The organism is Pseudobutyrivibrio sp. AR14, from assembly GCF_900101325.1.
In the GTDB taxonomy this organism is placed as follows: domain Bacteria; phylum Bacillota; class Clostridia; order Lachnospirales; family Lachnospiraceae; genus Pseudobutyrivibrio.
This window is the reverse complement of the sequence record NZ_FMUY01000003.1, coordinates 14,825-29,649: the sequence shown is the minus strand read 5'-3', so window position 1 is coordinate 29,649 and position 14,825 is coordinate 14,825. Positions and strand designations below refer to the sequence as shown.

Genomic DNA, 14,825 nt, shown 5'->3' with positions numbered 1-14,825 from the left:
TTAAAGATAATATACCCAGCAGCATTGATTATCTTCTCTCAGCTCTAGCCTATATTGCTCCTTACATCACAACAATTTTCAGCTATGCATTTTTTATACACTTCTGTAGATTCATCAATATAATTCATGATTTCCATTTTTAGTTTATTGAATGCAAAATCATTTTCATAACCGTCTGTTTCTTTTAATTCCTTAGGCACTTTTATTTCCTTAAGTACCTGTGTCGGTCTTTTCGATAGTACGTAAATACGGTCTGCTACGGTGATTGCCTCATCAATATCATGGGTCACAAAAATAATAGACTGTCCGTATTTCTTACACAGTTGCATGGTTAACTGCTGCATCTTTTTCCTGAGCATAGCATCCAATGCGGCAAACGGTTCATCCATTAATAATAATTTCGGATTCAAAACAAGTAATCTAGCTAAAGAAACTCTCTGTTTCATTCCACCGGACAAATCTCCAGGATAATAGTTTTCAAAACCTGATAATCCAACAGAATCAATATACTTTTTTGCAATTATTTCTCGTTCCTTTTTATTCATTTTTCGCATTTTTAGACCGAATTCTACATTTTGTTTTACTGTCATCCAGTCAAAACATGCCGCATCCTGATAAAGAAACCCGCAATTGCACATATTGTTTTCCGCATTCGAAAAATTACAGTCACATATTCCGGTATAATTTTTTTCTTCTCCCGAAACAATCCTCAATAGAGAAGATTTTCCACATCCGCTTGGACCAATCAAGGAAATAATTTCGTTTTCATAAAGAGAAAATGATATATTATCGATTATATCTAGTTGACAATTATTAACATCGCAATATGATAACTTAATATCGTTTAACAATAGTAATCGTTTATCATTCATTATCAATCTCCATTAATACTGTCTAGCTCTTCTTAACTGATAATTCCATGTTAGGATATATAGCCTTCGCAAACTTCACTAAAAACACATCACTAATCTTTCCCAATAAAGCGATAATTAGCATACAAACTATTATCATATCGACTCGTCCCAACATTCTAGCATCGCTCATAACCGCTCCCATTCCATAATTAACTCCGGTTATTTCACCTAATACCAGATAGGACCAGGAGATTCCAAACCCCAATCTAAGCCCAACCAAAATAGACGGAAAAGCAGCAGGCAATAGAATATCCTTATATAAAGATATTCCTTTTGCCCCTAACATTTTTCCTGCATTTTCTATTTTCCTTGGAATCTGTTGAACACCCGATTGAGTATTTAGATAAATAGGAAAAAAAGTAGCTAACGTCATAAGAAATAATGTATTATTTTCTCCAACTCCAAACCATACTATAGCTATAGGTAACCATCCTACTCCAGGAATAGATCTGATTGCATTCAAAGTTGGATCTATCATTTTTCTTATTATCTTATTTCTTCCTGATATAAACCCTAGAGTAACGCCTAATATCATCGCCAGAATAAACGCTCTGAATATACGTCCGATACTGGCAATGAGATTCGGCCATAATTGTCTTGAATATGATGTATCATTTACTAAACCCACTGAGAAATCCTTAAAGGCATAAAACAGTGTTTGTATCGAAGGCAATTTATAATCAGGAATAAAGCTAAAAAGTGAAACAAGCGTACATAATACTACAATGCTAATTGGAATAATATACCCGATCCAGTTTTCCTTTATTGTTCTAGCAATTCGTTCTATCACACATTGTCTTTCCATATTTTACTTTCCAGCATTAATAAACGATGTATCAAACATCTGCTCTACATCAGGAACATTATCAATCAATCCCAATTCATACATTTTTTGTGCAAGATTTTTTGTATGTTCTATAAACTCATCATCAATCTCATAAAACAATTCCATGTTATCAACCGCATAGTCTAAAGTCGCCTTATCATTTCCAAATTCAACAGACTTTTCTATCCATGCATCAGTATCATTCATTAACATATCTGTCGCCTTAACATGAGCATCAACTGCAGCTTTAATCATTTCAGGATTATTTTTTATTTTATCCTCTGTTGTAATCATTACAGCGTTAATAGCACCTATACCTTCTTTAAAATATGGATACTCTAGAATTGTTCCGCTTCCGTTAAGCACAGCCTGGGAAGGATATGGTTCTCCACTACAAAATGCATCTATTGTTCCGTCTGCTAAAGCCTGTCCCATATCAAAGAAATCTATTCTTACCAATGTAACATCTTTATTAGGATCCAAACCGTTTCTTTTCAGAATATCTAAAAGTAGAATATGATGCATTGTCCCTGGAACATACGCTATCTTCTTTCCCGCGAGATCTGCCTCTGTTTCTATGCCTGAATCTTTTCCTACTACTACAGCAGAACACTTATTACATAATCCACAAACAATCTTAACCGGCTCGCCATTAGCCTCTGCCATTATGGCAGTAACCAGTGTTGTTCCACACATATCTAAACTACCAGCCAACAATGCTGTTTTCATATCTCCAGGATTTGTAAAAGGCATAACATTTACACTATATTTATCATCAATGTAATCGCCATACAAAAAGGGTTGAATTGTCTGTGCTGTTTTCCATGTCCCTACATTTAATTCAACACTGCTTGACTCTTGAGCATCCGCATTTTGTTGTCGACCATTGTTACCACATCCTACCGGAACAAGCATTACCATACATAAAATAAGAGCAATAATTTTCTTTTTCAACTTTTCTACCTCCTGTCACTACCTTGATGCACACATTACATATGAATTTCTTTCAAAAATTGATTTTGCTTTGAAGGCATCAAAGTTGTGCCATTTCTGACTAAAGCATGCACACTTATCTCTTGGAACTGAGCCAGTCTCTATAACAGTTACATTTGCTCCAAATTGAACAGCCATTTCTGTAAATGGATGTACACAAATATCTTTTCCCTTATATGCAGATGCTAGACGTGTAACAGCAATTACCTGTGCAAGTCTCTTTTCTGAAATCTGAGGATATTTTCCAAGTGGGGTTCCCTCAACAGGTATTCTTGCCATAGCACCTGTAACAATTGCATCATGTTCAATCGCGTTAAGGCAGATATCAGCAATCTCCTCATTGGTATGCTCGATACCGATTGGTTCCACAAGATAAACCAAATCTAGAGGTGATCTTTTTATTGCTCCAAGTGTATTCAAACGATCCTGAGGGTTAAATCTTGTAGCCTTTCCTTCACCTAATCTGAGAGAATGATAAATAAAGTTAACCCCCATTTGACTTAATGTATTAGCCTTTTCATCTCCGAACTCTCCTACATTAAGACCGATTTCATAATTTCCTGGAACTTCTCTTCTGATTCTCTTAATTAATTCAGCTAAAACATCAAGGCTGTAAAACTCAGTAGTTCTGAGAACTATCCATCTTACACCTTCTTCAACATATGCTCGAACTTCTTCAATTATCTCTTCATCTGTATATTCCTTTTCCTCAGTTACTAGATTCCAAGCTTCTCCAAGTGAACAAAAATCACAGTTCATATTGCAAGGCTTATAGTCTACACCCATAGCTCCCCAAAGATATGCCTTTCCATCGGAAACTTTTTGAGCGACTTCAAATGCTGCCTTTCCTAATAAATCCCATTCTTCACTATTTTCATCAATGCTTAATAATTCAATTATCTCTTCTCTGCTAAGTGGTTTTTTGTTAAGTGCCTTTTCCTTTGCTACTTCAATAATGTTGTTCATTCTCCCTTTACATAGTGTTTCTCAACACTTTTTCCTTTCCTTTTGTCCTTTGCCAGTTCTAGTCTAATTTAAGCCATCTCCAGATTTTTATCCGTTTTATGAATTGGGTTATATATACACTTAATACCCTTACAGTCAGGATTGAACTTTCTAGTCCAACAATCTGTCAAATCGGATTCGGCCTTTGGAAATTCAATTCCCAATTCTTCTTTTGCAATTTCAACACCGTAAGATAAAACTCTTCTTACGGAAGATGCACAGCATCTTGGTCCTCCCAATTCAGCCACACATTTTAATGCTCCAGAAGTAACTTCGTTTGCAAAACTTCTTTCCTTATCGCTCATAGGAGTAGCTTTTTTTATTATGCTAAAAGCTGTTCCTAAAGCTATTCCAGCTCCGCAAGCCCCATAGTATCCACACCATCCTCCCGGAATTTGTGTTGCCCTGAAAATTCCTTCTAGAACCTCATCATCTGTAACACTACCGTTTAGATTCTTAATAGCTGTTAGAAATGCCGCTGTAACAATAACATGCGGAGAGTTTCCGCTGATACCGCATTTCATCATCAATTCTTCACCTATATCAATAGGATTTGCGGATGTCATGGTAGGAACCATTTTATTAATTTTTGACAGCACCTCTTCATGTGCACATCTGTCACACAAGTAATGATTGTTTTCACAAACAATATTGGTTCTTGCGATTTTATTACATTTTTCACATTTGACTTCTATACTATTTACATGATCGATAAGTTTACCGCCACATACTAAACATCTTCCTGCAATCATTTTCTTCTCCTTAATCTAGTAACCATCGGAAGTTAGCATAGCAATAATACTTTTATTACAAGAACAACCCTTATACTATCTTTTGACTTCTTTTTTCCATTAAAGTTGTATCTTGCCAAATTCCATATTTATCTTTTGCTATTTTTTCTCTGGTGCCAATAACTCTAAAGCCGCATTTTTCATGTAATTTAATGCTACTCTCATTTATTGAGAAAATAGCGGAATATAGACTCCAATAACCATTCTTTTCACTTTCAGAACATAGATGAGATAAAAGAGCTGTTCCTATTCCCTTATTCTGCCATGCTTCATCTACATAAACACTGACTTCCACCGCTCCTTTATAGACACATCTGCCTGATATAGGTGCTATAGTTATCCATCCACATACGATGCCATCTTCCTCGTACACATATCTGCATTCTTTACAATGGGCTACATCCCATTCTTCAAATGATGGGCACTGAGTATTAAATGTAGAAATTCCTCTGTCTAATGCCTGCTGGTATATGTCCTTAACTCTGTTCCAGTCTTCACATCTCATCTCTCTAATCATAAGAAATACCCTTTTTACCTTTTTAATATCTACTCTGTTACTTAGAGGTTCTTAGATGCTTCTAAAGCTAAATTGATTAGCTCCAATGATTCTAATACTTGTTCTTGCTTGTCGCTCGGTATGTTACTGCAGATATTTGAAAACTTTTCATCCATAGACTTTTCAATTTTTTCAAATTGAGCACTGCCAATCTCAGTAAGGCTTAATTCCACATATCTTCTATCAATCTCTGATGGTTTGCGAACCACATACCCATTTCTTACTAAATCATCAACAGTTCGACTAACCGCACTTTTATCAGTGCGAATTTTATCCGCCAGTTCTTTCAAAGATATACCTGGAGCTCTTCCTATTTCAACCAAAGCAAAGCACTGCTGTTTATTCACGCTACAGCAGCAACAATCCTCTTCATTGACACCGTCTAAAAGAAATTCTAATTGCCTAACATTTTCTCTAAATTTTTTTGTATAATTCATACCTCTTCTCCTTGTGCAATTCTTAAGCTACAATTTGTTTTAATACACTTGATTATAGCCAATATCATACTTGCCAAACAAGTGAACGATATAATAAATACATTTAGTCCTTTTCAAATATTAATGCAGCAATTCATTAACCTGCCAAGTAATTTTCTCATCAAATTACCTCTACCATTTTCATTATTTTATTACGCTCTTCAGCATCCATATCTAGCGATATAAAATAACCTAATCTGGAAAAACTATCTACTGTCCTTTTAATACAATCTCCCGCATCTTGGTACATTTTGTATGTGAGAACCTTGTTATTATGTTTAAGTTTTTCCTCATCAAAGGCCTTAACCGTGCCATCCTTCTGTGAATAAAAGAAATTAATGCCCACCGTCTCAGCCATTGGTTCCGAAGTCTTTTTACATAAATCATATCTTCCGAGGGATAAACAAACTGCAATATACACTAAATCCATTCCTGTAGAATATTTGACCAAGCTACATATGTTATCACCACCAGGTCTTCCATTTACCTCTATTATTTTTGGTCCTTTTGTAGACAATTTGAACTCTACATGTATTACAGCATCGTCAATATTGATTATCTTTACAACTTCTTTTATCATTTGTTGTATTTCATCAAATTGTTCGTTATCGATAGCAGCCGGTATTGTATGACTTATCTCAACAGGATTATCAACCGAAAGTACCTTTTTTTCTGTCAAAGCTACAATATTTACTTCTCCAGTTGTGATGTACACTTCTGCGCTATATTCGTTACCATCAACGAATTCTTCAACTAAAATATCAAATTGCTCTACTCTGTTTTGAATGTGCTCAATTGCTTTTCTTGCTTCATCCTCATTATTACATAAATAAATATTCCTACTTCCTGTATCAGAGGAAGGCTTAATGATTATTGGATATTCAAGCTGGTCAATATTGTAATTAACCTCGCCTTGTTTTATGACTGCATATTTCAGAGCTAAAGAGGGATACCCACATAAAGCCTCTCTAAGTTGTTCTTTATGTTTACACTTTTGAATAGCCTCATAACTAGGGCCGTTACCTATATTTTCCTTGCTCCTAATATATGCAACTCGTTCTATGTAATCTTCGGCTAATGTAATTATTCCTTCTATTGAATATTTACTTTCTAGCTCTCTGATTTTCTTTACTACAGATTCTATATTTGACATATCCATTTCAATAGGCACATCAGCATTCATGACATGCTCTATATTTAGATTGTCGCCAATTACAATAGTCTTATATCCAATTTCATTGGCAGCCAAAATTTCTCTTCCTTCAAACAATGGCTTAACAATAATTATGTAACTCATATCCCCATAATTTAGTCATAGTCTCAAAACTGTCTTCTCTAAAATATGCTAAATAGATTTATCTTTGGTTCTTCCATCTGAAGGTCAAATGTTGTGTAAATATGTATTAACTCATCCTTTACTTCATCATAAGAATCACCATGTACTATTGCATATCCAGTTCTACAAGCAGTATTTCTGTTTTGAGAAATAACATCTCCTTCCTTATAATTAATACGAATGGTATCAAGCTTTATTTCATCAAAATCTTCCGCTTGGGAAATCTTACGAATAGTTCCTTTTTTATATGGAAGCGCTACATAACCACTATACTGATGTTTTGAAATATCAACATCTAAATCTTCTGACAGCCCAAGTTCAATAAATTTCTTGTACATATTAATTCCATATGCACTCTCAATAGCACGTCCTATCAGAGGTCCACCGCCTAAACGAGATGCTATTTCGCCTACAACTAAATCTCCATTATTTTCAAACACCTCCAGATGGCATACGCTTGTCTTTATTCCCAAAACCTTTATAACTTTTCTGTTTAGCTCTTTAATTTTGTCCACTATATGATTGTTTGATGTGTCAGGAAATATAACGGCAGCTACAGGCTTTTCTGTAGTAACAGTATCTATGCAATTAGTATAGTATTTACCAACAGATGAAAAGCACACCTCTCCATTAACCACAATTGAATCACAATGATATTCTTCTCCTGGGTTAAATGATTCAATAATAAACTTTTCCAGTGCATCTCCAATTCTGTCTAGAGAAGCATCCAACTCCGATTCATTTTTAATTAAAAATGTGTTTACCGTAGCAGATCCGTTTCTTGGTTTAACAACAACTGGAAAATCATAAGCCTCTGCGAATTTTCTAGCATCTTCTTTTTCTTGTAATAGACTTACTTCAGCAGTTTTAATTCCTCCTTCGTGGAATCTCTGCTTCATCTTATATTTATCTCGAGTTAGAATAGCCGTATCTTCATCTATACCTTCAATGTTATACTTATCTCTTATATACCCACAGACATTAACAGCCCATTCAACATTTGCATATATTGATCTAATTTTGAATTCTTTATTAATCTTGTCTATTACCTCTGAAATACATTCCTTACAGGTATAGTCAGAAACAATAAAAACTTTATCTAGCTTAATATCTGCTTTTATCTGAGGTTGTTTCTCTGCGATTAGTATAATTTCAAATTCATCAAAATTCTTACATTCAGAAAATACTTCTTCTAAATAACCTACAAAGACAAGCGCTTCTTTCAACTTTGACCTCCTATACTAGTTCCATTGCTTAACAGCACCTTTCTGAAGAACAGCAGCTCTCCTTTTTGGCTACCATCTTAATGTTTCTACCCGTTTGAAGCATTGATACCAAATAAGAAACATACTCGATTTGGCAATTAGTATACTCACTTTGTTTTGCAAGCATACACGCATTTTTATATGCGTCATTATCATTACTAAGGATTGATACTGTTAATGAAATAAGTGCTTTTTCCTTGTCACTGAGTTTTGTGCTCTCAAACACTTCAGCCATTAATTCTTCTTGTTTCTTTTTAATTTCTTCCATTTTTACTTTCCTCCTTTAAATTGTTAAACCAATTCTACACATAGTCGTTGCATTTTGCAACTATTATTTTTCTCATCTATTGAATAAAGCAACTTTTAATATTTTTTGGACAAAAAAAGACCATGGACAAATCCATGGTCTACAGTACATATTCAATTATGTATCAAAATTAAAATTGTGATTCTTCTATTTCTCCTGTTGAATCAATGAAATAAAAATGCTTAATCTGATCAGAGCTCAAATCTCTGATGAAGCTTCTATACTCATTTACAAATTCATCATCCTCTGAGACAGATGCAGGTATGACAATCCATTTGTTATATTTCACTGGATATAACTCGATGCCAAATCCCTGATCAATAGTACGTAAATACGTATCAAGTTTTTGAGCATTAACAAGGATACGCTCTACACTGTCACCATTTTTATCTATCAGCTGATATGCACCATACTTATCCATAGGAATAAGCACAAAATCATCAGCAGTATTGTCATTAACCGCCATAAGCATCTCTTCTATTGTAAGATCAAAATATTCCATGATATCTTTTGATATGTCAAATCGTTGGTAGGCGTTATAGTAATAAAACAGCCCTGTATATTGATAGAAGTCTATAGTTGCTAAATTAGACAACCCCTGCGAAGATGGTGATTTTTTATTAACATGTATGTATAGATTTGCTAGAAACTCGTCTTTAGATAATCCCTTATAGTAATAACTCATTATGCCGCCCCTCTTTGTTTATAGCAAATATTATATTACATTTTTTCACATAACAGCAATAGGGTATATGCTATTGTTATTGAAGTTTTGAATAAAGTTTTCCTCTTGCCGTTTCTAACTAATAGTGCGTCCTCTCCTCATATTAAGCGTTTGCTTAGCATGCTGTTCCCGCGCCTGTATCTGTGGTCTAATTCGTTTATCATTCGCCCTGCTATTCTTATCACTAATAGGTTCATATGGCTTGGATGTCACTCCTTGGCCTTCTTTAGCTATAATCTTATTGTCTTTTATGTACTGCCTAAACTCTTTACTTGTTTTTCCTTCCATCTCTGGATGATTCTTTGTGATATCAGCGCAGAGGCTGGAGTATTCCTTGGCGTTAGCTGTAATGCCAAGTTTTCTTTCATCTACATGGATGCCACCACTACCTTTATGCAGTCCTTTGGGCAGAGCCACAGCTTGTCCATCTCCACCTATGTGATGATGAATTAGCTGTTGTCCATCAAAATCTTTATGTTCTGGGAAGTGCTCAATCCATTTGCTATTCACTCTAGGCACCTTATTGTGTTCTATTCTATACTTGTTTTTCTTGTTGAAATATTCCGGATGATCCTTTAATAATTGCTTAAAATAATAATTGGGATTTCTTTCCCAGCCCTGCGAATTAGTATTTGATTTTTGGGGCCCCTTATATTTCATGTCTTTAACGAGTTCTTCTGAATGATTAAGTCTAAATTTTTCACCATCTTTTGTTGTACGAACTGCGTTTATTTCTTTATCCGAAATATTTTCATATACTTCAATTTTCATAACTAAATTCCCGCTTCCATTTCAGCTATTATCTCTTCCAATGTATCTGCTAAAGCCACTTCTTTTTTAGTATCATCGTCAAGACAAAACACTTTACCTGTTTCATTATCATAGAAGATAAAATAATCATCATTATTTCCTATTTCAGCGCCACCAATTAACAGCACCTGCTTATTTGGGAAATAAAAGCTACCATCCCTATACGCTTTTTTTATAGTATCAACCACGGATTCAGTTGCATCTATTGGTGTAAAATCCAAATATGCTTTTTTATAATCTCCCGCCATCATCAAAAATGAATATGCGGAATAATAGTTTTTCAATTCTTCACATAAAGTGAAACCTAATTTTTCCTCAACTTCATTCCAATCTATATTTTCTGCTTGTTCCTTAGGTTGCCATTCCACTTCATAATCCTCATCTGGCTCTGAAACAACCAATTTCTTGTTTAACCTATCTGTATAGCTCACAGTTGGCAATGAACCAAACTCATTCTCAAAAAAAACATTTAATTTTTTAAAATAACTCTCTAAAGCATTATTTATCATAGCCTCATTTTTCCTCCATTTTTTCACTTATTATATTGTCGCCTCCATTCCTCCTATAACTTCGGTAAGCGATTCATTAAATTCTATTGTTTTATAGGTGTCATCTTCATAGCAAAACAATTTTCTATTTTTATTATCAAAATATATGGTATAACCATCATCGCCATTTAATTCAGCCATACCCAATACAAAAACTTCTTCACCCGAAAATAAATACTGAGCTGTTTCATATGCTCCCAATATAGTTTCAGTAACATTTTCCTCCAAATTTACCGAGTCAAAACACAGAGATATTTTCTTATAATCGCCATCTAACTGAGCAAACGAGTATGTAGAATAAAACGCTTTTAATTCTTCGCAGATTTTAAAGCCCAAGCCATCTTCTATACTAGCCCAACCAATAGTTTCTGTCTGAAGCTTTGGCTCCCATTCAACATATCCCTCATCGTCAGGTTCCGATACTAATAAATCCCTGTTCCATTTTTCTGAGTAAGGTATCATAGGTTTGGTCCCAAACTCCTCTTCATATACTCTATTCAATTTTTCAAAGAATATATCAAACGCTTCTTTCATTATCATTTCATTCTTCTTTTATTTAAAAAATATTTATTGTGCCATTCTTCTCTTTTGACCTTGCACATTTATATTTGAATCATTCTTTTGTTTTTCTTTACCATTCGATATGCTCTTAATATCCGAATATGATTCTTTGCTTACTTTATCACCACTACTCATTGGTGTAGTTCTGTAACCAGATTCATTTTTATTGGATATTTCGCTAGCCTGCTTGCTAGTGGAAGCGGCATTTCGTTCACCAAGTTTGGTAGAACTGGTTGGTTGCTCATCATTCTTTACTTTTGCCTTTTCCCGCGCCGGCCTATTATCAGCCTTTTCATACGGTGTCATCTGGACAAAAGGTGTTGCAATAAAGTCTACTCCGTGAACAATATTTTTTGCCTTATCGATTGTCTGTGCTCCTTTTTCATCGACTTTGAACTGGTCAAGGACTGCATCAAACTGGGCCTTGGAAACGTTATTCTCTTTTGCAAAGTCACTCATTATCTTTCTGAATTTTAGAACTGCCCCAGGATCTTTTATTGCATTGAGTCCTACTTTCAATTTGCTAGGATTTTCCACGCCAATTGCTTCGCCAGCCAATGGCGCAATGTAGTCTGATATTCTCTGCAATTCCTTTTTATCAGCATGGTCCATTGTGTATGATATGAAATCTCTAATTAATTCCATGTTTTCATTTTTCTGGTCCAGCTGCTTAAATGAAAATACCTTATTATTGTTTTCATCTACCGGAATCCTGCCTTTTTCATCTCGCATAAAAATGGAATTTGGGCTATGAAATTCGCCCGGACTAGAAATTCCATATTGCTCACATGGAATCTGTTTAGAATTATCAACCTGCTTCATCAAAACATTTACAAAATCATTTTTTGCAAAATAATTTGTTATTTTGGAACCATTATCATCTATCTTATCTGCGTATTTATCCATAAAGTAATTAGAAAAACCCTGACCATCAAATGCAACACACTTTGATATCTTGCCCGCATTCTCCGAAACAATGGTTGAGTACATTGCCTTGTTGGCTCCTTTTGAATGTCCAGTCACTATAACATCTTTATATTTTTCCTTACTGGCATATTTATCAAAAAAAGCCAACGCCTCTGTCTGGGACTGTGTGTCTGATTCAACTAGCCCATGTACGTTGTCTTCCCATTCATTTTTACCTGATGTTCCCTTATATGAAATAATACATTGATTTGTCTGTGGATCTTCGTAGGCAATATTTAAATTGTACCTTCTATGGTCAGAGGTCTCTAACTGCTGGCTGCCGATAATTTCTAACTTACTTAACTCTGGATCATTTTTTATCCCCTCGATAATATCAGCCCATTCATTACCAGAGATGTAGGCTCCCTGGACATTTTTATCTCCCACATCCCTGAGGTTTTGGATTGCTTTATCATCGAAAACAAGCATACTCTCGCCTAATGGCCTATTATTACGCAGGGGTAATATTTCTCGATTTATACCAGCTGCTTGTAGCACATATTTATCTATATATGGAACGTGGTCTAATACCGCTAATTTTTCATCTGTCATATTTTACCCACCCGCGTTCTGCATCCCTGATATATATTCTGTTGCTCGAATACATACCATTGATATCTTCTCCTTCAAAACAATCTTGATGATTTTTCTTGTCCATCTTTGGCAGAATATCATCCTTTAGCCAATACAGTAAAAAGTCATAGTCGATTTTGTCACCATCTATTTCTTTCACAACTAAATCCATTGATTTTTCAATTTTCTCTTCGCTTGTATTTTCGATATACATACATATATCTACTGCTTTCACATGTCCGTCATCTGCAACACCTGTAATTTCAGCAAATATCTTGTAGGTCTCCCCAGCAAATATTTTTCCAAAACGCTTTTCAATATCTGCCTGAACTATAGGGGCCTGAGTTACCCATGCATAGCCATCTGTAAATCCATCTTCTGTTCTTTCCACTGAAAATGTAGATGTGGCTGGGTCATCTCCCTCAGCATAGGTGAATAGAGCTTCCTCATCTCCAAACAATGCATTCTTGGCAGTATATCCGTTGTAGCAAAACTTTTTATTATATTTTGCCTCCACATACTGCAGCATCTCCTCGATTGCTGCAATCGCTTCTCTCTGAGTAAATGATAGCTTACCCCATTTTGTAGGAAGATTCTTGCATGCTAAAATCTCACACTGTCTTTCATTTAGTTTATGGCTTTTAAATAAACTCATAAATAACCTCTCCAATTTATGCTTAATCGCATTAGCCAATCATGTATCGTAAATACGGATTAACCTGTGCACTATATCCAAATCTGATTATTTCAGAAATATCGTCTCTAGACAACAATTTTTGGAATTTATAAAGCAATTTAGATGCTGTACTAGGATTAATATATTTTTCACCCTCTGGATTAGTCAGCACGTACTTCGCACATTTTTCATCCTTAGATGCGCATTTTAAAACACGAACATCGGAAAGATATTTATAAAATGGCACAAATCCATTTGAGCAATCTTCCATCCAGATATTGAATACGATTTTTAATAATGGATGAATCTTGTCTAGCTTTGAAATCAAATTCTTGTCGAGATTAACATTTTCAGCATCAACTTTATTGATGATCATGTCCTCGAATCCCCTTGAGCTCTCATCGACAAAGCTATTGCCTTCATTTACATCCTCTAAATATTCATAAGATGTAAACTGAACCATCTTACCATTTGTACCGTAATAGCTTTTTTCTCCGCTTTTTCTTGTGGATGTAGATACTAAGTGATCATTGTCAGTCTGCTTACTTTTTGCATAAAGCTGTCTACCAGTTGGCAATACAAACTTTGTTACATACACTTCAAATGGTGATGAACCATCAAATGGTCTTCTGTCTTTCAGCTTTCTATAAGCATCCATGCAGTAGAACAATAATGCATCTAACTCATCTCTACTAAATGTGTTGTATAGACTTGACTTATCACGAATACGGGCAGCTGCAACATTTGCGCAAGTAAAGTAAACGATAGTTTCAACCTCATCGTACATTCTTCTAACCTGCTCATTTGCCTCTATGACATTTTCCATACCGATAGCACTATATGCTACATCAGAATTATCAAACCCCGCTCCCCTGCTTGTTGATTTTTCTGAGTAAACTCCCATTACAATTATCCTTTCTTAAACCAATTTGTTCATAACTTCATTAACTTCAATCCCCTAGTATTTTTTATGCTCACCCGTGTGTCACGATTGTGACGTTTATTTAATCATTTCTGCCCGTTTTTTATATTAAACTAATATTCAGTTTTACCTGTTCAAAGCTTCGGCCTGCTGCTAGGCCAATGAATAATGTGTCTGTTTTTATTCCTAAATACTTTTCATCATCCTCTGTAATATTTCCCAGTTTTTGCTCGAGCAAATAAGCTCTTACTTCCTGGTACAGTTTTTTGTTAAATCCAACTGCTTCATTAAAATCATTAAATTTCTTACCTGCATATTCGGATGATTCAAATCTCATATCTATTTCTGTGATACCATCCACATCATCGTAGAAACATAAAGCTACGTTAGTCGGAATATTTTTCACTGCATCATGGCATTTAAAGCTTATAAATACACGCTCCTCATAATCATGTTCCAACGATTCAACTTTTTTAAGAGTTTCTGCAAAAGTATCATCAATTGAAAATGCTAAGCCATTATCAAATTCTATTGTTTTACCTGATAGCTTCATTGCTTTCTCCTACTATGGAAAAA

The 14,825-nt window shown here is 34.9% G+C and carries 18 protein-coding genes; all 18 read right to left on the bottom strand.

Features of this window, described 5'->3' with window-relative positions:
* Window positions 1-44: 44 nt before the first annotated feature.
* Complete coding sequence (locus BLP50_RS03510) at window positions 45-872, bottom strand: ABC transporter ATP-binding protein (RefSeq protein ID WP_090151103.1); 828 nt, start codon at window positions 870-872, stop codon at window positions 45-47.
* Window positions 873-894: 22 nt separating this feature from the next.
* Window positions 895-1,704, bottom strand: a complete 810-nt coding sequence (locus BLP50_RS03505) for an ABC transporter permease (protein WP_176753665.1) — start codon at window positions 1,702-1,704, stop codon at window positions 895-897.
* An 18-nt stretch (window positions 1,705-1,722) separates the two neighbouring features.
* On the bottom strand, window positions 1,723-2,694 hold the full coding sequence (locus BLP50_RS03500) for an ABC transporter substrate-binding protein (protein WP_242869211.1): 972 nt from the start codon (window positions 2,692-2,694) through the stop codon (window positions 1,723-1,725).
* 18 nt (window positions 2,695-2,712) lie between these two features.
* Window positions 2,713-3,699 carry a radical SAM protein gene (locus BLP50_RS03495; RefSeq protein ID WP_090151097.1) on the bottom strand — a complete coding sequence of 329 codons (987 nt, stop codon included), beginning with the start codon at window positions 3,697-3,699 and terminating at the stop codon, window positions 2,713-2,715.
* 68 nt (window positions 3,700-3,767) lie between these two features.
* The gene (locus BLP50_RS03490) at window positions 3,768-4,490 is read right to left on the bottom strand and encodes a DUF5714 domain-containing protein (RefSeq protein ID WP_090151094.1); all 723 of its coding nucleotides are present in this window, start codon (window positions 4,488-4,490) and stop codon (window positions 3,768-3,770) included.
* A gap of 70 nt (window positions 4,491-4,560) precedes the next feature.
* Window positions 4,561-5,046, bottom strand: coding sequence for a GNAT family N-acetyltransferase (locus BLP50_RS03485; RefSeq protein WP_242869210.1), 486 nt, complete (start codon window positions 5,044-5,046; stop codon window positions 4,561-4,563).
* A gap of 41 nt (window positions 5,047-5,087) precedes the next feature.
* On the bottom strand, window positions 5,088-5,522 hold the full coding sequence (locus BLP50_RS03480; protein WP_090151091.1) for a MarR family winged helix-turn-helix transcriptional regulator: 435 nt from the start codon (window positions 5,520-5,522) through the stop codon (window positions 5,088-5,090).
* Window positions 5,523-5,682: 160 nt separating this feature from the next.
* On the bottom strand, window positions 5,683-6,858 hold the full coding sequence (locus BLP50_RS03475; protein WP_090151088.1) for an ATP-grasp domain-containing protein: 1,176 nt from the start codon (window positions 6,856-6,858) through the stop codon (window positions 5,683-5,685).
* A 38-nt stretch (window positions 6,859-6,896) separates the two neighbouring features.
* Window positions 6,897-8,123, bottom strand: a complete 1,227-nt coding sequence (locus BLP50_RS03470) for an ATP-grasp domain-containing protein (RefSeq protein WP_090151085.1) — start codon at window positions 8,121-8,123, stop codon at window positions 6,897-6,899.
* Between the two features lie 28 nt (window positions 8,124-8,151).
* Window positions 8,152-8,430, bottom strand: a complete 279-nt coding sequence (locus BLP50_RS03465) for a hypothetical protein (protein ID WP_090151082.1) — start codon at window positions 8,428-8,430, stop codon at window positions 8,152-8,154.
* A gap of 169 nt (window positions 8,431-8,599) precedes the next feature.
* Entirely contained in the window at window positions 8,600-9,154 is a 555-nt protein-coding gene (locus BLP50_RS03460) for a hypothetical protein (protein WP_143001114.1), read from the bottom strand.
* Window positions 9,155-9,268: 114 nt separating this feature from the next.
* Entirely contained in the window at window positions 9,269-9,964 is a 696-nt protein-coding gene (locus BLP50_RS03455) for a hypothetical protein (protein ID WP_090151074.1), read from the bottom strand.
* Between the two features lie 2 nt (window positions 9,965-9,966).
* Complete coding sequence (locus BLP50_RS03450) at window positions 9,967-10,512, bottom strand: SecY-interacting protein Syd (protein WP_143001113.1); 546 nt, start codon at window positions 10,510-10,512, stop codon at window positions 9,967-9,969.
* 30 nt (window positions 10,513-10,542) lie between these two features.
* Complete coding sequence (locus BLP50_RS03445) at window positions 10,543-11,091, bottom strand: SecY-interacting protein Syd (protein WP_090151067.1); 549 nt, start codon at window positions 11,089-11,091, stop codon at window positions 10,543-10,545.
* A 27-nt stretch (window positions 11,092-11,118) separates the two neighbouring features.
* On the bottom strand, window positions 11,119-12,630 hold the full coding sequence (locus BLP50_RS03440; RefSeq protein WP_090151063.1) for an Mbeg1-like protein: 1,512 nt from the start codon (window positions 12,628-12,630) through the stop codon (window positions 11,119-11,121).
* Window positions 12,620-13,306 carry a hypothetical protein gene (locus BLP50_RS03435; RefSeq protein WP_090151060.1) on the bottom strand — a complete coding sequence of 229 codons (687 nt, stop codon included), beginning with the start codon at window positions 13,304-13,306 and terminating at the stop codon, window positions 12,620-12,622. Before BLP50_RS03435 ends, BLP50_RS03440 begins: the two co-directional genes overlap by 11 nt.
* Window positions 13,307-13,337: 31 nt before the next feature.
* On the bottom strand, window positions 13,338-14,231 hold the full coding sequence (locus BLP50_RS03430) for a hypothetical protein (RefSeq protein WP_090151057.1): 894 nt from the start codon (window positions 14,229-14,231) through the stop codon (window positions 13,338-13,340).
* A gap of 121 nt (window positions 14,232-14,352) precedes the next feature.
* On the bottom strand, window positions 14,353-14,802 hold the full coding sequence (locus BLP50_RS03425; protein ID WP_090151054.1) for a hypothetical protein: 450 nt from the start codon (window positions 14,800-14,802) through the stop codon (window positions 14,353-14,355).
* Window positions 14,803-14,825: the final 23 nt, after the last annotated feature.